Source organism: Nocardioides sp. SYSU D00038 (assembly GCF_016924665.1).
GTDB lineage: Bacteria > Actinomycetota > Actinomycetes > Propionibacteriales > Nocardioidaceae > Nocardioides.
In genome coordinates, this window is sequence record NZ_JAFFJT010000007.1 from 114,127 (window position 1) to 136,888 (window position 22,762).

The 22,762-nt window shown below is 74.2% G+C and carries 21 protein-coding genes; 6 read left to right on the top strand and 15 right to left on the bottom strand.

What is annotated here, in order from left to right; translation table 11 throughout:
- Positions 1–26: 26 nt before the first annotated feature.
- From JT721_RS02850 to JT721_RS02865, 4 genes are all read left to right on the top strand, one after another.
- A complete protein-coding gene (locus JT721_RS02850) occupies positions 27–1,337 on the top strand; it encodes a sodium:proton antiporter (RefSeq protein WP_205471383.1) in 1,311 nt (436 codons plus the stop codon).
- Positions 1,338–1,347: 10 nt separating this feature from the next.
- On the top strand, positions 1,348–1,707 hold the full coding sequence (locus JT721_RS02855) for a VOC family protein (protein ID WP_205471384.1): 360 nt from the start codon (positions 1,348–1,350) through the stop codon (positions 1,705–1,707).
- Positions 1,708–1,780: 73 nt separating this feature from the next.
- Positions 1,781–2,389, top strand: coding sequence for a response regulator transcription factor (locus tag JT721_RS02860; RefSeq protein WP_307827861.1), 609 nt, complete (start codon positions 1,781–1,783; stop codon positions 2,387–2,389).
- A 289-nt stretch (positions 2,390–2,678) separates the two neighbouring features.
- Positions 2,679–3,491 (top strand): sigma-70 family RNA polymerase sigma factor, encoded by an 813-nt coding sequence (locus tag JT721_RS02865; RefSeq protein WP_205471385.1) that lies wholly within the window; start codon positions 2,679–2,681, stop codon positions 3,489–3,491.
- 157 nt (positions 3,492–3,648) lie between these two features.
- On the opposite strand, the gene JT721_RS02870 is transcribed toward JT721_RS02865, so the two are convergent.
- The 7 genes from JT721_RS02870 to JT721_RS02900 all read right to left on the bottom strand — a co-directional run bounded on the left by JT721_RS02870 (position 3,649) and on the right by JT721_RS02900 (position 12,395).
- A complete protein-coding gene (locus JT721_RS02870; RefSeq protein ID WP_205471386.1) occupies positions 3,649–5,370 on the bottom strand; it encodes a hypothetical protein in 1,722 nt (573 codons plus the stop codon).
- 49 nt (positions 5,371–5,419) lie between these two features.
- Positions 5,420–6,127, bottom strand: a complete 708-nt coding sequence (locus JT721_RS02875) for a hypothetical protein (RefSeq protein ID WP_205471387.1) — start codon at positions 6,125–6,127, stop codon at positions 5,420–5,422.
- 206 nt (positions 6,128–6,333) lie between these two features.
- Complete coding sequence (locus tag JT721_RS02880) at positions 6,334–6,891, bottom strand: hypothetical protein (protein WP_205471388.1); 558 nt, start codon at positions 6,889–6,891, stop codon at positions 6,334–6,336.
- A gap of 110 nt (positions 6,892–7,001) precedes the next feature.
- Positions 7,002–7,667: a response regulator transcription factor gene (locus JT721_RS21565; protein WP_205471389.1), complete on the bottom strand. Its 666-nt coding sequence runs from the start codon at positions 7,665–7,667 to the stop codon at positions 7,002–7,004.
- The gene (locus tag JT721_RS21570; RefSeq protein ID WP_205471390.1) at positions 7,664–9,748 is read right to left on the bottom strand and encodes an ATP-binding protein; all 2,085 of its coding nucleotides are present in this window, start codon (positions 9,746–9,748) and stop codon (positions 7,664–7,666) included. Before JT721_RS21570 ends, JT721_RS21565 begins: the two co-directional genes overlap by 4 nt.
- A complete protein-coding gene (locus JT721_RS02895; RefSeq protein ID WP_205471391.1) occupies positions 9,745–11,757 on the bottom strand; it encodes an ATP-binding protein in 2,013 nt (670 codons plus the stop codon). The genes JT721_RS21570 and JT721_RS02895 overlap by 4 nt, the downstream gene beginning before the upstream one ends.
- A gap of 80 nt (positions 11,758–11,837) precedes the next feature.
- The gene (locus JT721_RS02900; protein WP_205471392.1) at positions 11,838–12,395 is read right to left on the bottom strand and encodes a hypothetical protein; all 558 of its coding nucleotides are present in this window, start codon (positions 12,393–12,395) and stop codon (positions 11,838–11,840) included.
- Positions 12,396–12,539: 144 nt separating this feature from the next.
- On the opposite strand from JT721_RS02900, the gene JT721_RS02905 reads away from it, so the two are divergent.
- Positions 12,540–13,871, top strand: coding sequence for an AarF/ABC1/UbiB kinase family protein (locus JT721_RS02905; RefSeq protein WP_205471393.1), 1,332 nt, complete (start codon positions 12,540–12,542; stop codon positions 13,869–13,871).
- Here JT721_RS02905 and JT721_RS02910 read toward each other — a convergent pair.
- The 7 genes from JT721_RS02910 to JT721_RS02940 all read right to left on the bottom strand — a co-directional run bounded on the left by JT721_RS02910 (position 13,801) and on the right by JT721_RS02940 (position 21,316).
- A complete protein-coding gene (locus tag JT721_RS02910) occupies positions 13,801–14,601 on the bottom strand; it encodes a VOC family protein (RefSeq protein ID WP_205471394.1) in 801 nt (266 codons plus the stop codon). The genes JT721_RS02905 and JT721_RS02910 overlap by 71 nt on opposite strands.
- 100 nt (positions 14,602–14,701) lie before the next feature.
- Positions 14,702–15,481 (bottom strand): TSUP family transporter, encoded by a 780-nt coding sequence (locus JT721_RS02915; RefSeq protein ID WP_205471395.1) that lies wholly within the window; start codon positions 15,479–15,481, stop codon positions 14,702–14,704.
- Positions 15,478–15,789: an AzlD domain-containing protein gene (locus tag JT721_RS02920; protein ID WP_205471396.1), complete on the bottom strand. Its 312-nt coding sequence runs from the start codon at positions 15,787–15,789 to the stop codon at positions 15,478–15,480. The genes JT721_RS02915 and JT721_RS02920 overlap by 4 nt, the downstream gene beginning before the upstream one ends.
- The gene (locus JT721_RS02925; protein ID WP_205471397.1) at positions 15,786–16,457 is read right to left on the bottom strand and encodes an AzlC family ABC transporter permease; all 672 of its coding nucleotides are present in this window, start codon (positions 16,455–16,457) and stop codon (positions 15,786–15,788) included. Before JT721_RS02925 ends, JT721_RS02920 begins: the two co-directional genes overlap by 4 nt.
- Positions 16,458–16,481: 24 nt before the next feature.
- On the bottom strand, positions 16,482–18,515 hold the full coding sequence (locus JT721_RS02930; protein WP_205471398.1) for a VWA domain-containing protein: 2,034 nt from the start codon (positions 18,513–18,515) through the stop codon (positions 16,482–16,484).
- A 22-nt stretch (positions 18,516–18,537) separates the two neighbouring features.
- Positions 18,538–19,851 carry a hypothetical protein gene (locus JT721_RS02935; RefSeq protein WP_205471399.1) on the bottom strand — a complete coding sequence of 438 codons (1,314 nt, stop codon included), beginning with the start codon at positions 19,849–19,851 and terminating at the stop codon, positions 18,538–18,540.
- Positions 19,852–19,930: 79 nt separating this feature from the next.
- A complete protein-coding gene (locus tag JT721_RS02940) occupies positions 19,931–21,316 on the bottom strand; it encodes a sigma 54-interacting transcriptional regulator (RefSeq protein WP_205471400.1) in 1,386 nt (461 codons plus the stop codon).
- A 35-nt stretch (positions 21,317–21,351) separates the two neighbouring features.
- Here JT721_RS02940 and JT721_RS02945 point away from each other — a divergent pair, with 35 nt between their 5' ends.
- Complete coding sequence (locus tag JT721_RS02945) at positions 21,352–21,741, top strand: YchJ family metal-binding protein (protein ID WP_205471401.1); 390 nt, start codon at positions 21,352–21,354, stop codon at positions 21,739–21,741.
- An 81-nt stretch (positions 21,742–21,822) separates the two neighbouring features.
- Here the strand turns inward: JT721_RS02945 and JT721_RS02950 are convergent, their stop codons facing one another.
- On the bottom strand, positions 21,823–22,743 hold the full coding sequence (locus tag JT721_RS02950) for an SGNH/GDSL hydrolase family protein (protein WP_205471402.1): 921 nt from the start codon (positions 22,741–22,743) through the stop codon (positions 21,823–21,825).
- Positions 22,744–22,762: the final 19 nt, after the last annotated feature.

Consider the following 22,762-nt stretch of genomic DNA (forward strand, 5'->3'; position numbering starts at 1 on the left):
CGGTCGGCGGCGGGGTACTGGAGCACGTGACCGCCGACCTCGTCTACGTCGTCGCCGGCGGCAGCCTCCTGCTCGCCGTCGTCCTGCCGACGCTGCTGGACCGCTGGGCGGTCTCCGCGCCCATGGTGCTGGTGGGGGTGGGCATGGTGATCGGGCTGACCCCGCTGCCCGACGGCATGCCGATCGACCCCCAGGCCAACCGCGCCGCCATCGAGCACGTCACCGAGCTGGTCGTCCTCGTCGCGCTGATGGGCGTGGGCCTGGCCCTGGACCGGCCGCTGGAGGTGCGCAACCCGGCGACCTGGCGGTCCTGGGCGCCCACCTGGCGGCTGCTGGCGATCGGCATGCCGCTGACGATCGCCGCGGTCGCGCTGCTGGGGTGGTGGGCCGGTCTCGCGCCGGCCGCCGCGCTGCTGCTCGGCGCCGCGCTCTCCCCAACCGACCCCGTGCTGGCCTCCGACGTGCAGGTCGCGGGACCGCAGACCGGCGACGACCACGAGGTCGACGAGCACGACGAGATCCGGTTCACCCTGACCTCGGAGGCCGGCCTCAACGACGGCCTCGCCTTCCCGTTCGTCTACGCCGCGATCCTGCTCGCCACCGAGGGCGCGGTCTCGGGCTGGGTCCTGGAGTGGGTGGGGATCGACCTGCTCTTCAAGGTGCTCGCCGGGGTGGCGGTGGGCATCCTCGTCGGCCGGGTGCTGGCCTGGGCGGCGTTCCGCTCCAACAGCCGGTCGCTGCGGGTCGCCGAGCGTGGCGAGTCGCTGTTCACGCTGGCCGCGCTGGTGACGTCGTACGGGCTGGGCGAGGTCGCGGGCGGCTACGGCTTCCTGTCGGTCTTCGCGTGCGCGATGACGTTCCGTTCGGCGGAGCGCTCCCACGACTACCACGCCGCCATGCACGAGGTGGCCGAGCGGCTGGAGCGGCTGCTGACCCTGTTCGTCCTGCTCGTGCTCGGCATCGCGCTGACCCGCGGCCTGCTCGACGCCCTCGACTGGCGCGGCGTCGCCATCGGGGTCGCGCTGATCCTCGTCGTGCGCCCCCTCGCCGGCATCGCGGCGCTGCGGCCGTGGGCCAGGCCCGACCACCACACCGGGGGCCTCAGCCGGCGGGAGCAGTGGGCCGTGGCGTTCTTCGGCGTCCGTGGGATCGGCTCGATCTTCTACCTCGCCTACGCCTCGGGCGAGCACCCGGTCCTCGCCCAGGACTGGCTCTGGTCGACGGTGGCGTTCACGGTGGTCGCGTCGGTGCTCGTGCACGGCGTGCTCGCGACCCCGGTGATGCGGCTGCTCGACCCCGAGCGGCAGCGGGAGACCGACGTCGCCGGGTCGGGCTAACGTGCCGGGCATGACCATCGCCCGACACCCCAGCTTCGTCTACGACTGCCCCGACCCGGGCCTGCTCGCGCGCTTCTACGGTGCCCTCCTCGGCTGGGAGGTGAGCGACGACGGCGACTGGGCCGAGGTCCGGCCCGCCGACGGCAGCAGCTGCATCAGCTTCCAGCAGGTGTCCGACTACCGACCTCCGGTCTGGCCGGGTCAGGACGTGCCCCAGCAGCTGCACCTCGACGTGGTCGTGCCCGACCTCGACCGGGCCGAGGCCGAGGTGCTGGCGATCGGTGCGACCCGTCACGAGCACCAGCCGGGCGAGACCTTCCGGGTCTTCGTGGACCCCGCCGGCCACCCGTTCTGCCTCTGCACCAGCTGACTGTCAACATTCACCCTTTCGGGCGTGCGGTCCACGTTGCCGCAGGTCAGCGAAGTGCGAAAGGGTGGGGCCCGTGGTCCAGCAACCCCTTGGCGTCGCGATCGTGGGTCATCAGGCGGTGATGACCCACGGCCTGTCCGCCATGCTCGCCGAGCACCCCGACCGGGTGCACGAGGTCCGGCTGCCCCGGGTGTGGATGTCGCTGGCCGGCGTCGACGTGGCCCTCTACGACGTGCTGGGGCTCCACCGCACCGACGGCAGTGACCTGCGCCACCTCGTCGAGCAGACCCGGGCCAAGGTGCTGGTCGTCAGCCGCGACCTGCGCCCCGACCTCCGGGCCCGGGCGCTGGCCCTGGGCGCCGATGCCTGGGTGTCGATGAGCGCCGACTCCGACGAGCTGGTCGACGCGGTCGAGCGGCTCGCGTTCGGCGTGGCCGACTCCGAGCCCATCGACCCGCTCGGGCAGAGCGCGGGCCTGACCGCTCGCGAGGTGGACGTGCTGACCCTGATCACGCACGGGGTGTCGAACCAGGACATCGCCCGCGAGCTGGTGCTCTCGATCAACTCGATCAAGAGCTACATCCGCAGCGCCTACGCCAAGATCGGCGTGCAGACCCGCGCCCAAGCGGTCGCCTGGTGCCTGGTCCACGGCTTCCCACCCCCGGACGACCCCCTCCCCTGACCACGAATCCTCGCTCGGGCGGATGCCGCCGGGCGCAGACGGGCAACGTGTAGCCACGGCTCGCGTCGGGTGTCTCCTGTGACACGCCGCACGCCGTGCCGGGGCGCGACCCGTGGTCGCGCGGACGGCCCCCTCGCTGCAGCGGGGGGGTCGTCGCCCCGGCCGCCGTCGTCGTTCACCCTTCAACCGCCCGTGGGGGTGGATGGTCTAGACCGCCAGCCCACCCCTGGGGAGGTGATCGGCGCCCAGCCCGTTTCGTCGCAGGTCAGGGCCGGGAAGGAGTAGGGGCATGTCCAGTTCAGCCGCACTTCTTTCCTCCTGGAAGCACGAGCGTGCTGCCCGAGAGGACGAGACCGCCCGCCTGTTCGCCGAGCTCGTCGACTGCGAGGAGGGGGAGCGCGACGCGATCCTCAATCGCATCATCGAGATCAACGCCTGCGTCGCGCGCTCCGTCGCCCGCCGTTACCGCAACCGCGACATCGCGCTCGAGGACCTCGAGCAGGTGGCCTGCCTGGCCCTGGTCAGGGCCGCGCACCGGTTCGACCCGTCGAAGTCGGACAACTTCCTCACCTTCGCCGTCCCCACCATCACCGGTGAGGTACGCCGCCACTTCCGCGACCACGGCTGGACCGTGCGCCCGCCCCGCCGGGTGCAGGAGGTCCGGGCCAAGGTCAGCGCCGTGCGCGACACCGTGCCGCCCCGCGAGGACGGCCGGCCGGCGTCGGAGCACGACATCGCCCAGCTCCTCGACCTGCCGGTGGCGGAGGTGTCGGAGGCGCTGAGCCTCGACACCTGCTTCTCCCCCGACTCGCTCGACGTGCAGCCGCTGGCCGACGGGTCCAGCACCCGCGGCGACCTGCTGCCCGACGCCTCGCAGAGCACCGAGCTCGCCGAGGTCCGGGCGCTGCTGGCCCCCGCCCTCGCCCGCCTCTCGGCGCGGGAGCGACACATCCTCCACCTGCGCTTCGTGCGGGACCTGACCCAGAGCGAGATCGGCGAGCAGCTCGGCGTCAGCCAGGTGCAGGTCTCACGCCTGCTCGGCAAGGCGCTCGCCACGCTGCGCGACGCCGTCGGCGCGACCAGCTTCGCCGAGGTCGCCTGACCCCCCGCGAAGCACCCCAGCACGACACGACGCAGGGCCCCGGGATCCTCCCGGGGCCCTGCGTCGTGTCGCGCCGGGAGGCGGTCCGCCGACCCACGGTGCGCAGCGCGGACGCCGCGCACCGTGGGTGACCCGCTCTCCCGTGCGGTCCTGGGGGCTACTTGATCCTCACCTTGACGATCACCATCCGGGCGGCGATGCCCCGCGCCCCGGCGTAGCGGACGACGTAGCTCCGCTTGCCCTTCGGCTGGCGCTTGAGGGTGAGCACGACCCGGCCGGTGGCCGAGACGTTCCCGCGGGCGACGACCTTGCCGCCGCGGCTCGCGGTGACCGCACCCGTCGGTCGCAGGCCGGGCGTCGCCACGGTGACCGTGACCTTGGCCTTGCCCTTGCCCTTCGTCCTGGCGGTGGCCCGGAGCCCGGGGGTGAGGGCCTTGACCGCCCCGGACTGCGGGCTGGTCGAGCCCACCATCAGGTGGTCGGGGGCCGAGGCGGTGACGGCCAGCGAGATCCGGGCCCCGAGGTCGGCGACTCCCAGCGTGTACGTCGGCGACGTGGCCGAGAGCACCGGGCTGCCGTTGCGCAGCCACTGCCACGTGAGCGTGCAACCGGGCACCTGCTCGAACGTCGGGGCCACGCCGGTGAGCACGCTGCCGACGGTGAGGCTGCCGCGGATCGCGGTCTCCCCGGTCATGGCGATGCCGCGCAGCGCGACCTGCTCGGTCTGGGCGGTGGTGAACGAGCCGTTGGCGTGCCCGCCGGCGGTGGCGAGCACCCGGCCCGCGATCCGGTGGCCGATGTCCTCGGAGGTGAGCGTGTAGGTGCGGCCGCTGGCGCCGACGATCTCGGTGCCGTCGCGCAGCCAGCGGTAGGCCAGCGTCGCGGTGGCCGGCGTCGGGTTGCCGTGCTCGATGCGCAGCGAGGAGCCGACGAGCGGCTGGCCCGCCAGGGTGGGCGCGGCCAGGCCGATGGTGCCGGCGACGGCCATCACCGGCTGCGACGTCGTGACGGCGTCCTGCCAGGCCGGGCGGCTGGCGGTCGCGCGCACGGTGATCGCCTTGCCGAGGTCGTCGAGCACGATGCGGTACTGCGTCCCGGTGGCGCCCGCGATCGGCTGTCCGTTGCGCATCCACTGGTAGGCGACGGCACTCGGCGCCGGGGTGACACCCGGGGCGCCCGCGGTCAGCACCTGGTCGTAGGACGGCGTGCCGCTGATCGTCGGCGCCGAGCTGACCACCAGCTGGTCGTCGACGACCCGGTAGGGGACGCTGCTCACCCGGGCGTTGCCGACGTGGTCGACGGTGCGGAACGTCAGCGTGTGGTCCCCGAGCGTGCTGGTGTCGATGCGCGAGCCGGACGGCACGCCCGCGACCGTGCACTCCTTGACCCCCACGGCGCTGTCCTGGCAGCCGTAGCTGAGGACGAAGGCCTCGTCCTGGGCGAACGGCACGCCGGTGGTGAGTCGCTCCGGGACCGGCATCGAGGGCGCGGTGCGGTCGATGTTCACCGTCTTGGTCACGGTCGTCTCGTTGCCGCGCTGGTCGCGGGCCACGACGGTGATGTTGGTGGTGCCCTCGTTCTTGATCGTGACCGAGCCGGAGGGGAACTCCACCAGGAAGCTGCCGGTCGTCGCGCCCGAGTAGGTGGCCGTGACCCTCGAGACGCCGGACGGCGGAAGGCCCGTGTCGACGGCGGTCACGCCGACGGTGACGTCGTTGCTGAACCAGGTCTCGGCGTAGCCGCCCTCCGGGAGGCTCACGACGAGCAACGGCGCCGAGGTGTCGGCTGCGAACGCCGGTGCGGCGCCCAGCGTCGTCACGGTCGCGGCTCCGGCCGCGACCACGGCGGCGCGGCGCAGCCAGCGGGATGAGGTGTGCATGGTGGTGCCTTTCATGGGGTGGTGGGACAGCGGGGAGGAAGAGCCGGGCTCAGACCAGCGCCTCCCTGGTGATCGGGCTGCGGCCCACCGCCAGCCAGGTGCCGACGACGACCAGCACCAGCGAGCTGGCGAAGGGCAGGCCGGGCACGCCGGTCACCGCGACCGCGCCGAGCAGGAGCAGCGCGAAGAAGCCGGCTACCCCGCCGAGGGCCCGCGAGACCAGACGCTCGCGGAACGCCATCCAGGCCAGGCCGAGCAGGCCGACCGTGACCGGCACCCAGCCGATGTAGGGGCTGAAGTCGTGCATCACGTAGTAGACGTAGAGCCCCTGGTCGTCGAAGGTGCCCTCCTCGGCGGCGCCGTGGAGGTAGTCCCCGAGCGCGCCCTTCCAGCCGTAGGCGAGGCTGAGCGCCGCCGCCGAGGCGATGAAGCCGTAGGTGACGATGGGCGCGCCGAGCGACCAGGTGAACCGCTGGGCGACCCGGCGGTGCCACAGGGCGGCGAAGACCAGGATCGCGGCCACGGCGAAGTAGCCGGCGATGCCGCCCACGCGGAACCAGACGTGGTCGAGGGCAGCCATGTCGGCGACCGTCACCATGTAGTCGGGGTCGGAGGTGTCCCCGGCCCGGGTGTCGGTGACCACCGTGCAGAAGAAGCCGAGCGCCCCTGAGCCGGCCGCCCACAGCGGCCAGGCCCGGAACCGCGGGGTCGGTGCCACGGTGTCGCTCTCCTCGTGGCCGGTGGCGACGGTTGCCATGGACGCTCTCCTCGTGGGGCACTGCGGCTGGGCCGGGCCGCGGCACGGTGCCGCGGCGAGGACCAGCGTCGGCGGGAGGGCGGCACCGGGGGCAGGGGTGCGAGTCCTCGTTCGCCCGGGTCGCACCGCCGAGGTCCTCGGGGACGCGGCTGGGACACGGCTGGGGACGCGGGCAGGGACACCCGCCCGGGACACCGCCCGGCCCTTCAGACCAGGCTCTGCAGCGGACCGCGCCCGAGAGCGAGCCACCCGGCGACGACGACCAGCTCCAGGCCGGCGACCAGGGGTAGCAGGCCGGGCTCGGTGAGTGGCACCGCGACGGCGACCGCGAGCGACACCACGCCGGTGAACGACCCGAGCGCCCGGGAGACCAGGTGCTCGTGCCAGCCCATCCACGACAGCGCCGCACCCCCGGTGAGCACGCCCAGCCAGGCCACCGGCACCGCGGCCGCCCAGGCCTGGGCCAGCGCCAGCGCGACGGCGGAGAAGAGCAGCCCGGCACCGACCACGGGCGCGGCGGCCGAGCCGTCGAAGCGGCGTTCGACCTGGCGACGCCACTGGGCCCCGAGCACGATCAGGCAGATCGCGGCGAGCAATCCGCACGAGGCGGCGGCCGCCCCGGTCGCGCTCCCGCCGGCGCCGTCGTCGAGCGCTGCGGCGGCGAGCCCGAGCACCCCGGCGGGGACACCCCACAGCGGCCACCACGTCACCCGCCGGGGCGGTACGACGTCGAGCGGCCTGTCGCGGACGGTGGGCGTGGTCATGGCTCGGCCTCCCGGGGGTCGTGGCGGCGGCCCGGCGGGCGCCGGGGTGACCACCGTCGGCCTCCGGCCCGTCCCGACGACAGGGGCCGACGACCCCGATCGTCCGGGCGTCAGCCCTCGGGCCGGCTGACCCCGATCCCGGCCTCGCGGGCCTTGACGACCAGCGCGGAGCGGTCGTTGACGTCGAGCTTGGTGAAGATCGCGTAGACGTAGTTGCGCACCGTCTTGGGCGTGAGCACCAGCATCCGGGCGATCGTGGTGTTGTCGTGGCCGCGGGCGAGCAGCTCGAGCACGTCGCGCTCGCGCTCGGTCAGCTCGGCGAACTCACCCCCGCGCGCGCTGCGCGCGCCGGTGAGGAACGCGACCGCCCGGCCGGCGACCTGGGGCCCGAGCATCACCGAGCCCTCGGCGACCGCGCGCACCGCCCGCTCGACCTCGTCGGGTCCGGCGCCCTTGACCAGGTAGCCGCGGGCGCCGGCCTTGATCGCACCGAACAGCGCATCGTCGTCGCCGAACATCGTCACGACCAGGATCCCGGTGTCCGGCGCGTGCCGGAGGATCTCGCGGGTCGCCTCGGCGCCCGAGCCGCCGCCCAGGTCGAGGTCCATCACCACGACCTGCGGTCGGTGCTCCAGCACCACCTCGACGGCCTCGGCCTGGCTGGCGGCCTGCCCGACGACGTGGACCTGCTCCATCTCGTCGAGCAGCGCCGACATCCCGATCCTGAAGACCGGGTGGTCGTCGACCACCACGACCTCGATCCGCTCCGCGGTCACGGCAGCACCATCCTCACCTGGGTCCCCCTGTCCTCCGGGCCGCTCGTCACCGTGAGCGTCCCGCCGAGCTCGTCGGCCCGTTCGCGCATCGACTGCAGCCCGACCCCGGGCTGGTGGTCGGGCGCGACCCCGACACCGTCGTCGGTCACCGTCAGCACCACCGCGGCCTCCCGGCCGTCGTCGCCGGCGCCGCCACCCTCGCTGGTCACCTCGACGTCGACCCGGCTCGCGCCGGCGTGCCGGTAGGCGTTGAGCACCGCCTCGGCGGCGACGTGGTAGATCGCGATCTGGTGCCGGGTGTCGAGGCCCTCCGCCTCGCACTCCGTCCCGATCCGCAGCCCGGAGCCCGCGAACCGCTGGGCGAGCACGCCCAGTGCCTCGGCCAGGTTGCCCTCGTCGAGCTGCGCGGGCAGCAGCGACCGGGCCAGCAGCCGGACGTCGTCGGTGCGCCGGGCCAGCTCGGTCTCCAGCCCGGTGAGCAGCTCGAGGGTGCCCGGCACGTCGTGGGCCAGCCGGCGGCGGGCCGCGGCCAGGGCCAGCCCGACGCCCGCCAGCGACGGGCCGAGTCCGTCGTGCAGCTCGCGGCGCAGCATCCGGCGCTCCTCGTGGCGCACCTCGCCGAGCCGCTGCGAGGCCGCCCGCAGGCGTTGGTTGGCCTGGGCGAGGTCGAGCGAGACCGCCACCACGTCGCTGAGGTGGCGCGCGATCCGCACGGTGCGGAGGTCGAGCCGCTGACCGGGCAGGGCCTGGAGCAGCAGGCTGCCGATCTCGCGGTGCTCGACGACCAGGGGCAGCACCACGGCGTCGTGGCCGCTGCGCTCGCGCACCCCGCGTCCCGCGGAGCGGGCCGAGACGGCCGGCGCCTCGTGGGCGATCACCTCGACCGCGCCCAGCCGCAGCCCGGCCCGCAGGCTGTCGACGAGGGCCGGCAGGGTGCCGCTGCCCCGACCGCCGCGCAGCTGCTCGCCCATCCGGGCCAGCAGCGAGACCGGGTCGCTGTCGCTGCCGTAGACGATGCGATCGACCCGGCGCTGCAGCCAGGTGCGCAGCGGCTGCACGGCCAGCGCCAGCGAGGCGGCCGCCAGCAGGCCGGCGACCTCGTCGTCGACGGGGAGGACCCTCCCCACCAGCCAGACCACGAGCAGGTAGAGCGCGACCACGCCGCCCGTGAGCAGGGTCCAGACCGTGGCCCGCGAGACCGCGACGTCGACGCCCCAGAGGCCGGCGCCGAGCACCAGCAGCACGATCGCCAGCGGCATGAAGATCTGGGAGACGTAGAGCACCGGCACCGCCAGCGCGGTCACCACGTCGCGGCCGGCGCCCTCGGGCCAGAAGGTCAGCACGGTGAACGACGCGACCAGCGCGCCCAGCCCGACCGCGAAGGTGGCGAGCGCCCGGCGCGCCTCGGCGGTCTCGTCGCGGGAGCGCCGGGCCAGGTGCACCACCGCGGCGGTGCCCACCACCGCCAGGCCGACCATCGCGACCTGGCCCACCGCCTCGAGCCCGGCGGAGTCGAGCGCCAGCGGGTTGGCGGGCGCGCCGTCCTGCTGCCGCGTCGCGGCCACGAGGGTGACCGTCGCGGTGAGCGCGGCGCCGACCCTGCCCATCAGGCGGGCCCGGGGGCCGGGGGCGTCGTCGCGGAGGTACCAGGGCAGCACCGTGACCGCCAGGAACGAGCCGGGGATCCACAGCCACGAGAAGCCGTGGGCCCAGAAGCCGAGCCCGGCGACTCCGCCGCGCTCCTGGGCCAGCAGGGCCACGGTCAGCGACAGCGCGGCCGCGGCGAACCCGATCGAGACCAGCGCGGCGAGCCAGCCGGCGACGTGCCGGGAGCGGGCGAGCACCAGCGCGGCCGCCGGGGCGTTCAGCAGGCCCATGGCCACGTCGAGGCTGAAGTAGACGGGATCGGCGTAGTAGCCGGGGTCGTCGGCCGGGAGCAGCCCGAAACCCAGCTCGAGGCCCAGCGCCGTCAGCGACATGCTCCAGGCGACCAGGCAGACCAGCGCGGCCGTCACGGGTCGCCCTGGTCGGCGTCGGACGACGGTCGCGGCCCGGGCCGTGGTCGTCGAGGAGGTCGTCACGGGAGCACCATCCGGACCACGGTGCCGCGACCACCCGGGCCGGCGCCGACTTCGAGCGAGCCGCCCAGCTCGCTGGCCCGCTCGCGCATCGAGCGCAGCCCGACCCCGGGCCGGTGCTGGTCGGGGATGCCCGTCCCGTCGTCGACGACGCTGAGCACGACGCCGTCGGGCGTGGTGGCGACCGAGACGTCGACCCGGGTGCAGCCGGCGTGCCGGTAGGCGTTGACGACCGCCTCGGCAGCCACGTGGTAGGTCGCGAGCTGGTGGCGGGTGTCGACCCGGCCGAGGTGCTCGCTGTCGACCCGGACGTCGAGCCCGCTCCCGGCGAATCGCGCCGCCAGCACCGCCAGGGCGTCGCCCAGGTCGCCGTCGTCGAGCTGGGCGGGGAGCATGGCGCGGGCGAGGAGCCGCACGTCGTCGGTGCGCCGCTCGACCTCGGTGGCGAGCTCGGCGAGCAGCTCGGCGGTGCCGTCGGGGTCGTGGCGCAGCCGGCGCTGCGCCGCGGCCAGGCCGAGACCCACCCCGGCCAGCGCCGGGCCCATGCCGTCGTGGAGGTCGCGGCGCAGCATCCGGCGCTCCTCCATCCGCACCTCGAGCAGCCGGTCGGTCGCCGCCTCGAGCCGCTGGTTGGCCTGGGCCAGCTCGAGGGCCACGCCGATCACGCCACGCATCTGCTCGATCTGGCGGGACGTCCGGTCGTCGACGCGCTGGCCCGGCGGCGCCGATGCGACGAGCTCGCCGAGGCGGCGTCCCTCCACCTGGAGCGGCACGGCGACCACGTCCGGCGCGAGCCGCCCCGACCCCACGACCAGGTGGCCGTCGACGCTGCGCACCTGCACGCCGCCCAGTCGCAGGCCACGGCGCAGCGCGTCGACCAGGGATTCCAGGCTGGTCCGGCGCCCGGTCGGCTCGTCGCGGTCGAGGGCGCGCAGCAGGCGCACCGGGTCGGCGCCCTGGCCGTAGACCAGCGAGTCGACCCGGGCCTGCAGCCAGTGGCGCAGCGGCTGACCCAGCGCGGTCACCAGCCCGACCGCCAGCAGCCCGGCGACCTGCCGCGACCCGGGCAGCAGGTGCCCGAGCCCCCAGGCCAGGGCGGAGTAGCCGATCACCAGCGCGCCGGTCAGCAGCGCCCAGAGGGTGACCCGGCTGACCGTCACGTCGACGCCCCACAGCTGCTGGCCGAGCACGACCACCAGCAGCGCCGCCGGGAGGAAGAGCTGGGCGACGACCAGGGCGAGGCCACTGACCTCGACCATCAGCGGCCCCATCGCCAGCAGGAAGACCACCGGCACGAAGGCCGCGTTCATGAACAGCTCCCCGACCACGAGCCACCCCAGACCGCGGCCGGCGTCGCCGCGCAGCCGGCGGCGCTGCACCAGCAGCCACCCGGCTCCGGCGAACCCGATCACCACGCACAGCCGCTGTGGCCACGCCCCGATGTGGTGGAAGACGCGCTGCACGGCGCTGCCCGACTCGGCGATCGCCAGCGGGTTGTCGACGTAGGGGTGCTGGGAGAGCGCGGTCGCCAGGGTGGCGACCACGATCGCCGCGACGGCGACCGCCAGCACCACCCGGGTCCAGGGCGGGCGCCGGCCCGGGACCACCAACCAGGGCAGCACCGCCATCGAGCCGAGAGTCCCCGGCACCCAGACCCAGGAACCGGCGGTCACGAGCAGGCCGACCAGCTGTGGCGGGGCGCCGTGGGCCAGCCCGAGCAGGGCGAGCTGCGCTACCAGCGCGGAGAGCCCGCAGCCGACCGCCACCAGCACCAGGATCCACGCCACCGGGTGTCGCGACCGGGGCAGCATCAGCCAGACCACCAGCCCGTAGGCGAGGGCCGAGACGACGTCCATCACCCAGTAGGCCAGCGAGTCGGGCGCGTCCCGGTTGACGCCGAGCAGCACGAGCGACGCGAGGGCCAGGGCCCAGGCCAGCCCGCAGGTGCCCATCGCGACCAGCCGCCACGACGCGCTCACGGACCCGGGAGGGGGCGGACGCCGCTGCAGCACGGCAGCAAGTATGAGCGGCGCCGCGTCCCGGGTCTCAGGTTCGACCGTCCCGGGTGGCCCGGGCCACCGTCATCGTCGGATCACTGGCGGACGAAGACGATGCTGAACTCGCCCTCCTCGGCGGTGATCCGGAAGCCCACCTGGTCGTCGACGGTGCCGTCGAGGGTCGGGCCGCCGAGGCCGTCCTCACCGCGGGCCGTCTCGTACGACGACAGGGCCTCCTCCCACGCCGACAGCGTGGTCTCGGGCGCGGAGTCGGTGATGTAGTCGAGCACCTCCTGCTCGTCGTTCGCGGTGCTGGAGGTCAGGCAGAGCGTGGCCTCGACCGGCGGCTCCGGCCAGTCGGCGGGGAGCATCTCGACGTCGGAGAGCTTGGGCTCGAAGTAGGCGAACGGGAAGTGCTCGATGCACTCCTCGGGCACCTCGGGTTCGCCGCCGCCCTCGTCACCACCCTCGTCACCGCCCTCGTCACCGCCCTCGTCACCACCGGTGCCACCGTCGTCGCCGACGTCGGCGGCGCCGGGGCCGGTCGGCTCGTCGTCGCCACCGCAGGCCGACAGGGTGGGGGCGGCCACCAGCGCGAGGGTGGCGAGGAGCAGGGCGGCGCGGCGGGGCCGTGGCCGGGTCTGGTTCGTCATGGGGCCGAGGCTGGCGGTCCCGGCGACCCGGGCGGGAGGGGCGGCCGCCCCCGGTCGGCCGGGACCCATCCCCGGGACCCATCCCGGGGTGCGCCCCGACACGTGCCTCAGCACCGCTCAGGTCCCATCGGGGAGGATGGGGGCATGGCGGACCTCCCACGCAAGGCCGCGGCACGCACCGCGCGGCTCGCCGCGCTGCCGCTGGGCTACGCCGGCCGCACCGCCCTCGGGCTGGGCAAGCGGCTCGGCGGCGCCTCGGCCGAGTCGGTGATGACCGAGGTCCAGCAGCGCACCGCCGAGCAGCTGTTCCGCACCCTGGGCGAGCTCAAGGGCGGCGCGATGAAGTTCGGGCAGGCGCTCTCGGTGCTCGAGGCCGCGCTGCCCGAGGAGCTCGCGGCGCCGTACCGCGCCGAGCTCACCCGGCTCCAGGACTCCGCTCCCCCGATGCCGACCCAGACCGTGCGCGACATCCTCGCCACCGACCTCGGCCCCGACTGGCAGGAGCGGCTGGTCTGGCTCGACGGGGGCCCGACGGCCGCCGCCTCGATCGGTCAGGTGCACCGGGGCCGGTGGCACGACGGCCGCGACGTCGCGGTGAAGGTTCAGTACCCCGGCAGCGAGGAGGCGCTCCGCTCCGACCTGCGCCAGCTCGCTCGCCTGGCACGCACCGTCGGCTCGCTGGTGCCCGGCATCGACGTCAAGCCCCTGGTCGCCGAGATGCAGGCCCGCGCCGTCGACGAGCTCGACTACCAGCTCGAGGCCGACGCGCAGCGGACCTTCGCGGAGGCCTTCGCCGGCGACCCCGACATCGTGGTGCCGGGGGTCGTCGACGTCGGCGCGACCGTGCTGGTCACCGAGTGGGTCGACAGCCCCGGCTCGCTGGCGACCGTGATCGCCTCCGGCACCCAGGCCGAGCGAGACCACTACGGCGAGCTCTACACCCGCTTCCAGTTCTCCGGCCCGGGCCGCACCGGCATGCTCCACGCCGACCCCCACCCCGGGAACTTCCGGGTGCTCCCGGGACCCGACGGTGCCGCCGGCCGGCTGGCCGTGCTCGACTTCGGCGCGGTCGCGCGGCTCGAGAGCCGTGGGCTGCCCGAGGCGATGGGCCGGCTGATCCGGGTCGCCCAGGAGGGCGACTCCGCCGCGCTGCTCGAGGGCCTGCGCGCCGAGGGGTTCGTCAAGGACCGGATCACCCTCGACCCCGAGCTGGTGCGCGACTACCTCTCGCCGTTCGTCGAGCCCACCCTGGTGGAGCGGTTCCGGTTCTCCCGCGAGTGGATGCGCGGCCAGTTCCAGCGGATCAACGACCCCCGCGACCCGTCGTACGCCGTGGCGATGCGGCTGAACCTGCCACCGTCGTACCTGCTCATCCACCGCACCTGGGTGGGCGGCATCGGCGTGCTCAGCCAGCTCGAGGCGGAGGCGCCGTTCCGCGCCATCCTCGAGGAGCACCTGCCGGGGTTCGCGCCGTGACCCGGGGCGACCGCCGGGTCACGCAGTAGACGAGACCACCGGGGTCGCGGAGCACGGTCCAGTCGTCGTGGGTGGCCACCACCTCGGCGCCGGCGGCCACGTGGGCGGCGACCTCGGCGGGGCGGTCCGTCGTCGCCCAGTCGAGGTGGGCGCGCACCGCGGGCTCCTCGTCGTCGAGCCGCTGGAGGAGCAGCTGGACGGGCTGCCGGTCGTCGGGGGTGAGCCGACCGAACTCCGAGCCGGGGGCGGGGTCGCGCCGGTGCCAACCGGTGGCGGCGGACCAGAAGTCGAGCTCGGCGTCGTAGCGACCGGGTGGGACGTCGAGGCAGACCTGGTCGACCTCCGAGACCCGCCCGTCCGGCCAGGTGCGCGGCGCGGACCGGGTGGCGGCCGGGCGGTCGACCAGGCAGAACGGCAGGCCGCCCGGGGAGCGCAGCACCAGGTGGTCGCCGGCGTCGTCGGTCACGGCCGCTCCGAGCGCGACCAGCTCCTCGGCGGCGGCCGCCACCTCGGGGACGTGCAGGTCGAGGTGGACGCGGGGCGGGCCGTCGCCGACCCGCTGCACTCGGAGGTGGTCGTCGCCCGCGGACGGCACCAGGGTCGCGAACTCGTCGTGGTCGCCCCGCGGCGCCGAGAGGGCGTGCCCGGTGACCCGCTGCCAGAAGCCCACCGACGCCTCGTGCCCGGCGGCGGGCAGGTCGAGGAACGCGGTGACCCAGCTCGGGGTCACCTCGCCCACCGTCGGGGACCCGTCGCCGCCGTCATGGCGTGAACCTAGCGCGCGGGGCGCCGTTCGTCGTGCGGCTTTTTTCCGACGCTGCCCCCGCGGCTCACCACACCCCGACGACGTCGCCGCCGATCCGCACGACGAACGCGGTGACGACGACGATGAAGAACCCGCGCACGAACCGGGCGCCTCGGGAGACCGCAACCCGGGCGCCGAGGTAGCCGCCCACCAGGTTGCAGGCGCCCAGCACCAGGGCCAGCCGCCACATCACCGCGCCCTGGGGTACGAACAGCAGCAGGGCGCCGAGGTTGGTGGCCCAGTTGGCCATCTTGGCCTTGGCCGAGGCCTCGAGGAAGCTGTAGCCGAGCAGCCCGACCAGCGCGATCACGAAGAAGCTGCCGGTGCCGGGGCCGAGCACGCCGTCGTAGAAGCCGATCGCCAGACCGACCACCATCGCGGTGCCGAGGTGGCGGCCCCCGCTGTGGAGCAGCACGGTCTCGGCGCCGACGCCGGGCCGCAGCACGACGTAGGCCCCGACCACGACCAGGGCGACCAGCACGATCGGCTCGAACGCCTCGCGCGGCACCTGGCTCGCGACCAGCGCCCCCAGGAACGACCCGACCAGGGCGAGCCCCATCAGCGGCAGGAAGGTGCGCGGGTCGGGCCGGACCCGGCGGTAGTAGGTGATCGAGCTGACGCTGGTGCCGGAGAACGACGCCAGCTTGTTGGTGGCCAGGATCGTGACCGGGCTCGCCTGCGGCAGCCCGAGCAGCAGCGCGGGCAGCTGCACCAGCCCGCCGCCGCCCACGACCGCGTCGACGAACCCCGCCGTCAGCGCGGCCAGGCCGAGGAGCACCAGCGTCGTGGTCGTGAGGTCGCTCACGGCAGCCCCACCGCCCGCAGGCCGGCCGTGACCGCCGCGGCGACCACGACGGCCACCACGACGTGCACGTCGCGCCACAGCAGCACGCCGCCCACGGCCACGCCGGCCGTGCTCGAGTCGACCTGGAGCTGACGGCCCTCGGCCAGCGCCGAGGCCACCACCAACGCGGCGAGCAGCGGCCCGGCCAGCAGCACGATCACGCCGTCGAAGCGCGACGGCAGGTCGCGGCCACCGAGGACGACGGGGCCCAGGGCCCGGAGCACCACCGTGAGCACGGCGACCACGCCGATGAGCACCCAGAGGTTCACCGCGCCACCCTCGACGGTGCGAGCCCGACCAGGGCGGTGACGGCCGCGGCGAGGATCGGCACGCCCGGAGGCGCGAACGGCACCAGCGCCAGCGCGACCGCACCACCGACCACCGCCACCCAGCGCGACTCGGGCCGGCGCAGCTCGACGATCAGCAGGGCCAGGAAGAACGTGGGGAACACCGCGTCGAACCCGAACCGGTCGGTGTCGCCGAGCAGGTCACCGCCGAAAGCGCCGAGCGCGGTGCCGGTGACGAAGGTGACGTACTGCGGGAGGGTGGCGCCGAACATCAGCCACCGGTCGAAGGTGCCGTCGTGGCGATCGGCGAGCACCCACGACGGGTCGACCATGCCCTGGGCCTGCACCGCTCGCGACAGCGGGCGGCCCGGCACCGAGGGCGCCAGCGCCATCCCCATCGCGAGGAAGCGCGCGTTCATCAGTCCGGCCGCCGCCACCGCGGGCAGGAAGCCTCCGCCGCTGGCCAGCACCGAGAGGATCGCGAACTGGGCCGAGCCCGCGTGCACCACCGCCGACATCGTGACGGCCTGCCAGGCCGAGAGCCCGGTCTGCACGGCGAGCACCCCGAACGACGCCGACAGCAGCAGGCCGGCCACCGCGAAGGGCGTGCCGAGGCGCAGCCCGCGGCGGAAGGACTCGGGCGCTGGCATCGCCGCCCAGCCTAGGCGCAGCCCTCAGTCGCCGACCCAGAAGCCCCGGCTGCCGAACCACCCGTCGTAGCCCCCGCCGAACCCGCCGGACCCACCGCCACCGGTGCGGCCGCCGAGGTAGGAACCCACCACCGCAGCGCCGAGGTCGCCGAGCTCGGGTGCGACCACCCTGCCGTCGACCCGCGAGGCCATCGACTCGATGAACCGGGCCAGCCCGGGGTCGTCGCCGAGGCGGAAGAACGTGGTCTGGGCGCCGAGCCGCATCGAGGCGTCGAGCTCGCGCACGGCGTACGCGACCGTGAGGGGGTGGGGCGGGTAGGAGAAGTAGACCTGGCCGTCGGGCTCGAGGTGCGAGGTCGGCTCTCCGTCGGTGACGATCAGCAGCACCGGCTGGGCGTTGGGGTGCTTGCGGAAGTGGCGGTTGGCGAGCAGCAGCGCGTGGTGGAGGTTGGTCCCCTTGTCGTACATCGCCTCCAGCCCGGTGAGCTGCTCGATCTCCATCACCTCGGCGTGCCGGCCGAACGAGATCAGCTGCAGGTGGTCGCCGCGGAACCGCGAGCGGATCAGCGTGTGCAGCGCCAGCGCGGTGCGCTTCATCGGCACCCAGCGGCCGTCCATCGCCATCGAGAACGACGTGTCGACGAGCAGGGCGACCGCGGCCTGGGTGCGGGCCTCGGTCTCCTGCACCTCGACGTCGTCGATGGTGATCCGGGGGCCGCCGCCCTCGAAGGCACGCCGGGTCATGCCGTTGAGCACGGTGCGCGGGATGTCCCACGGCTCGGTGTCGCCGAACTGCCACTCGCGGGTCGCACCCGACCGCTCGCCCGCCGCGCCGGCGCGGTTCATCTCGCGCTGCCCCTGGCGTCCCGACATCCGCCGGGCGACGTCGCGCAGCAGCGCCTTGCCGAGCTGGCGCATCGCCTTGGGCGTCAGCCGCAGCTGCCCGTCGGAGCCGCGCTTGACGGTGCCGCTGTCGCGCAGCGCCCGCTCCAGCTCCTGCAGGGTGCGGGCGTCGACCGCGGCGTCGTCGCCGAGCTGGCGGGCGAGCGCGTCGAGGTCGAGGTCGTCCATCCGGGCGCCGCCGTAGGACTGGGAGAGCTGCTCGGAGAGCGCGTCGAGCTCGGCGAGGTCCTGGAGCGCGCCGGTGCCGTCGCCGAGGCCGAGGCCCTCCTCGCCCTCGAACCGCTCCGAGCCGCCCCAGTCCTCGCCGGGCCGCAGCGACTGGAGGTTGGCGTCGAGGCGCGAGAGCGACTCCATCAGCGCCGGCGACCCGAAGGCCTGGCCCGAGAGCTCCATCAGCTCCTGGCGCTGCTCGGGCGTCATCGAGCTCAGCATCCGCTGGGCGGCGGCCGAGCGCCTGGCCAGGGTGTCGAGCAGCTCGTCGACGTCCTGGGGGTCCTCGGGGAAGAAGTCGCCGTGCTTGCCCATGAACTCTGCGAAGTCCTCGGGGGTGTCCTCGCCGCGCTGGTGCTTCTCGAGCAGCTCGTTGAGGTCGGTGAGCATCCTGTCGATCGCCGCCCGGTCCTCGTCGGTGGCGTTCTCCAGGGCCTGCTTCATGCCCGCGAACCGCTGGTCGAGCAGCTCGCGGCCCAGCAGGTCCTTGATCTTCTCGTACTCCTCGCGGGCCTCCCGGCTCTGCCAGTCGTACGACGCCAGCTCACTCACCGCCGCCGCCGTGCTGGCCGGGAGGTTCTCCAGCTGGAGCTCGCGGAACGCCCGGTCGGCGTCGTCCATCATCGCGTCGCGGGCCAGCTGCTTGCGCTCCTCGAGCACCGCCCGGTCGAGCAGCTGGCGGACCTCCCGCAGCGTGCCGTCGAGGTCGTGGCGCTGCAGGATCTCCTGGCGCCGCTCGGCGACCCGGCGGGCCAGGTCGTCGAGGCCCCGCTGGTCGCGGCCACCCCGGCGCAGGAACTCGCGCATCGCCCGCTCCGGGGAGTAGCCCGCCATCACGTCCTCGCCGATGGCGTCGAGCGCCTCGGCGAGGTCGACCGGTGGGGCGAGCGGGTCGCCGCCGTCGTACTTCCGGAAGCGGGAGGCGCGGGTCCGGGAACGGGTCACGCTCCCAGCCTAGGTCGGGTCGTCAACGCACCAGGCGGATCTTCTTCCGGATCGTCCGCCTGTTGCCGGCCTTGTCCTTGACCTCGATCACGGCCAGCACCCGCACCCCACCGTGCGGGACCCGCAGGCCCTTGAGCCCGACCTTGACCGTGACCGTGCGGCCGGCCCGCGCCGACCACTTCTTCGAGCCGTGCTTGCGCGGCTTGCCGATCTTCTTCAGCGTGACCTTGCCCGAGCACGGCCCGCTCCGCTCGCTGGCGGGGCACTTCAGCCGCAGCTGGGCCTTGCCGCGCTTGACCTTCACCCGGGTGCTCTTGAGGGTGACGGTGGCGCGGTTGTCGACGTCGAGACCCGTGACCCGGCCGATCGCGCCGTCGCTGCCGGGGTCCTGCAGCGAGGCCCAGATGGTGCCGCCGGCGCCCGCGGTGACGTAGCGGGGCTTGTAGGGGTCGGGGAAGGTGCCGTACTCGGTCTTGGTGCCGTCGGCGGTGATCCGCGCGATCTTGCGGGTGAGGAACAGCCCGACCCAGTAGGCCCGGTCGGCGCCGTAGGCGACGCCGAACGACGGGTCGGTGCCGGGCAGCGCGGTCTTCTGCGGCGCGCGGCCCAGCGTCAGCCGCGCGACGTGGTTGTTGGCGTTCTCGGGGTTGGAGTAGAGCACCTGGCCGTTGGCGCCCGCCACGACGCCCTGCGGGTTGCCGCCGACGTCCACCGAGGTGTGGGTACCGTCGGTCTTGAACGCGTGCACCTTGCCGTTCGCGGCGTCGGCGACCCAGACGTGCGTCGCGTTCGCGGTCACCTGCTTGCCCTGCATCCCGGCCACGGTGAACGGCGTCGCGGTCGTCGGAGCCGCGGGGGGCACCCGGTAGAGGGTGTCGCCGCCGACGGCCCACAGGTTCTTGTCGGGACCGGTGACGATGCCCTCCGGCTGGTTGAAGCCGGTGATCGTGAAGGTGGCCACGGTGGTGGGGTCGCCGGTCGGGATCCTGGCGACACCGGTGGCGGTCGTGGCCCACAGGTTCTTGTCCGGGCCGGGCGTGAGCCAGCCGACGCTGGTCGAGCCGAGGTCGTAGTAGGTGATGGTCCCGCTCGGGGTGATCCGCCCGAGGTCGTTGCCCCCGCTGTTGCCGGTCACGCCGAACCAGACGTTGCCGTCGGGGCCGACGCTGATCTTCCCGGGCTCGCCGTCCACCTCGAACGGGCCGCCGAGGGTCGGCTTGGCGGCTGGCTGGACCGGACGGGCCGGCGCCGCACCGGCGGACGTGGTGGGCACGACGAGGGCCGCGAGGCCGAGGGTGACGGCGGCGGCGAGGGTACGACGGGCGGTGGTGACCACGGGATGCTCCTGGCTAGGCGACAGCGGCAAACTACTGCTCGCCGCCGCCCCGGGCCATAGCCCGTCCGGGCCGGTCGGATCAGCCGTAGACGGTCTCGGAGCCGTCGGAGTCCTTGCCGATCTTGCGGGCGAGGTAGAGCCCCTCGAGGGCCAGCTCGATGGCGCCGGCGCGCTGCCCGTCGTTCGTCGCCCCGAGCCGGTCGCAGACCTGGTCGTAGAGGTCCGACTCCCCCAGCACCGGCAGCCCGGTCAGGAAGTCGCGAGCGGTGACCTGCTCGCCGGTGGTCACCATCACGCCCGACTCGATCGCGTCGACCAGCAGCGCGAAGTCGATCCCGCGGAAGTGGTGGCGCACGGTCTCGGCGACCGCGGTGCGCAGCAGGTGGTTGAGCACCTCGGCCTCGCGCCCCTCCTCGCCGGTCTCGAACTCGATCTTGCCGCCCAGCACGTCGACCGCGGTCTCGAGGTCGACCACGCGGGCCACGGCCTCGTCCTCGCCCTGCACGGTCGCGCGGTGGATCGCCGCGGCGGCGATCGTCTCGGCGCCGGCGATCGAGAAGCGGGCGCTCACCCCGGAGCGCTGGTCGACCGAGCTCGACTCGCGCAGGTTGCGGGTGAACCGGGCCAGGATCTCGACGAGGTAGTCGGGTACCTCGGCGACCAGGTCGGCCTCCTGCCGGATGACCGACACCTCGTCCTCGAGCTCGGTGGGGTAGTGGGTGCGGATCTCGGCGCCGAAGCGGTCCTTGAGCGGGGTGATGATCCGGCCGCGGTTGGTGTAGTCCTCGGGGTTGGCGCTGGCCACCACCAGCACGTCGAGCGGGAGCCGCAGGACGTAGCCGCGGATCTGGATGTCGCGCTCCTCCATCACGTTGAGCATCGCGACCTGGATCCGCTCGGCGAGGTCGGGCAGCTCGTTGATCGCCACGATGCCGCGGTGGCTGCGCGGGATCAGCCCGTAGTGGATGGTCTCGGGGTCGCCGAGGCTGCGACCCTCCGCGACCTTCATCGGGTCGACGTCGCCGATCAGGTCGGCGACGCTGGTGTCGGGGGTGGCGAGCTTCTCGGCGTAGCGCTCGTCGCGATGGCGCCACGAGATCCGCAGGTCGTCGCCGTAGGTCGCGACCGCGGCCTGCGACGTGACGGTGATCGGGTCGTAGGGGTGCTCGCCCAGCTCGGAGCCGGAGATCACGGGCGTCCACTCGTCGAGGAGGCCGACCATGGTGCGCAGCAGCCGGGTCTTGCCCTGGCCGCGCTCGCCGAGCAGCACCACGTCGTGGCCGGCGATCAGCGCCCGCTCGAGCTGGGGGATGACCGTCGCGCGGAAGCCGTGCAGGCCGGGCCACGGGTCGCGGCCCTCCCTCAACGCGGCGAGCAGGTTGTCGCGGATCTCGGTGCGGAGGTCCTTGTGGACGTGGCCGGAGGCGCGCAGCTCTCCGAGGGTCGAGATGGCGGGAGACGTCACGGTTTCACGCTACTGCGGCTGGCAAGGTGGTCGTCGTGGTCCCCGCCCTCCAGCAGCCCTGCCCCTGCGGCGCCGGCCCGTCGTACGACGCCTGCTGCGGCCGGCTCCACCGCGGCGCCGCCCTCGCCGCCACCCCGGAGGAGCTGATGCGCTCGCGCTACTCCGCCTACGCCGTCGGCGACCTCGACCACGTGTTCCGCACCTGGCACCCCCGCACCCGGCCCACCGACCTCTCCCCCGACCCCACCCTCACCTGGACCGGCCTCACCGTTCTGGCCGCCGGCCCCGACTGGGTCGAGTTCGAGGCGTCGTACGACCGCGGCGGGGTGGCGGGCGTCCTGCGCGAGCGGAGCCGGTTCCAGCAGCGGGGCGGGCGGTGGGTCTACGTGGCGGGTGACGCCGAGTCATCCCCCTCCGCTGGTTGACCGGGCGGGTCAGGTCTCGCCGAGCCGTCGTCAATTAACGCCGGGTCGGCGACACCCGAGGGGGCGTCGGCGGCACGCGGATCAGCGGGCCAGGGCGGGGAGCTCCTCGATGATCGAGCGCAGCACGACCCGGGCGGCGCCGGTCTGGCCGGTGAGGAACGGGTGGAGGGGGGCGGCGTCGTTCTTGCGGGGCTTGATGCCGTTGACCCACGGCCTCTTGGCGCAGATGTCGTGGCCCTTGCTGGCGGGGAGCAGGTCGACGTAGACGGCGTCACCCTGCTTCGCGAGGGTGCGCAGCTCGTCGGAGAGCTGGACGAAGAGCTGCCGCAGCCAGGGGTAGTCCTGGGGTGCGATCGGCAGGTCCTCGCACGTTCCGCGGGCGGGCACGATCTGGGGATAGCCCACCAGGAAGACGGTGGCCTCGGGGGCCTTCTCGTGGATGGCGGCGAGACCGCGGGTGACGCCGCGGCGCATCCTCTCGAAGTTGCGGGCCAGCTGCTCGACCGCGTCCTTGGCCTGGCTGTAGCCGGTGGCGCACGGCGCCTCGTAGGGGCTCTCGGAGGCGAGCCCGATGCACATGGGGACGAGTGCGCCGAAGAGGCCGAGGTCCTCCGCGCCGATGCCGAGGGTGACGACGCGGGTCTCCTCGGTGAGCGCGGAGAGCTGGGCGGGGACCTTCTCGGTGCGGATCCGGCCACCCCGGAACAGCTCGCGGGTGGTGGCGCCGACGCAGGTGACGTCGACGAACGGCAGGTCCAGCTCCGCGGCGACCTGGGAGGGGTAGTTGGACGACGAGCGCAGGCACACGTCGTAGACCTGCGGCACCCCGTAGGCAGCGGAGTAGGAGTCGCCGAGCGCGACGTACGTCGCCGCGCCGTTCCGGTCGACGCCCAGACCGGGGCCGCCGGAGTTGGGCAGCGCGGGGGGCGGCTCGCTGCAGGCGGTGGCGAGCAGCAGGCACGCGGCCAGGGTGCCGGCCAGGCGCGGCCACCGTCGAGTCACAAGCCCGTACCGTACGTGA

Excerpts from the sequence above, each read along its gene's own strand:
- JT721_RS02905 (WP_205471393.1), top strand. The coding sequence starts at position 12,540 with ATGGCGGACCTCCCACGCAAGGCCGCGGCACGCACCGCGCGGCTCGCC.
- JT721_RS02870 (WP_205471386.1), bottom strand. The coding sequence starts at position 5,370 with ATGCACACCTCATCCCGCTGGCTGCGCCGCGCCGCCGTGGTCGCGGCC.
- JT721_RS02855 (WP_205471384.1), top strand. The coding sequence starts at position 1,348 with ATGACCATCGCCCGACACCCCAGCTTCGTCTACGACTGCCCCGACCCG.
- JT721_RS02925 (WP_205471397.1), bottom strand. The coding sequence starts at position 16,457 with ATGCCAGCGCCCGAGTCCTTCCGCCGCGGGCTGCGCCTCGGCACGCCC.
- JT721_RS02880 (WP_205471388.1), bottom strand. The coding sequence starts at position 6,891 with ATGACCACGCCCACCGTCCGCGACAGGCCGCTCGACGTCGTACCGCCC.
- JT721_RS02865 (WP_205471385.1), top strand. The coding sequence starts at position 2,679 with ATGTCCAGTTCAGCCGCACTTCTTTCCTCCTGGAAGCACGAGCGTGCT.
- JT721_RS02900 (WP_205471392.1), bottom strand. The coding sequence starts at position 12,395 with ATGACGAACCAGACCCGGCCACGGCCCCGCCGCGCCGCCCTGCTCCTC.
- JT721_RS02875 (WP_205471387.1), bottom strand. The coding sequence starts at position 6,127 with ATGGCAACCGTCGCCACCGGCCACGAGGAGAGCGACACCGTGGCACCG.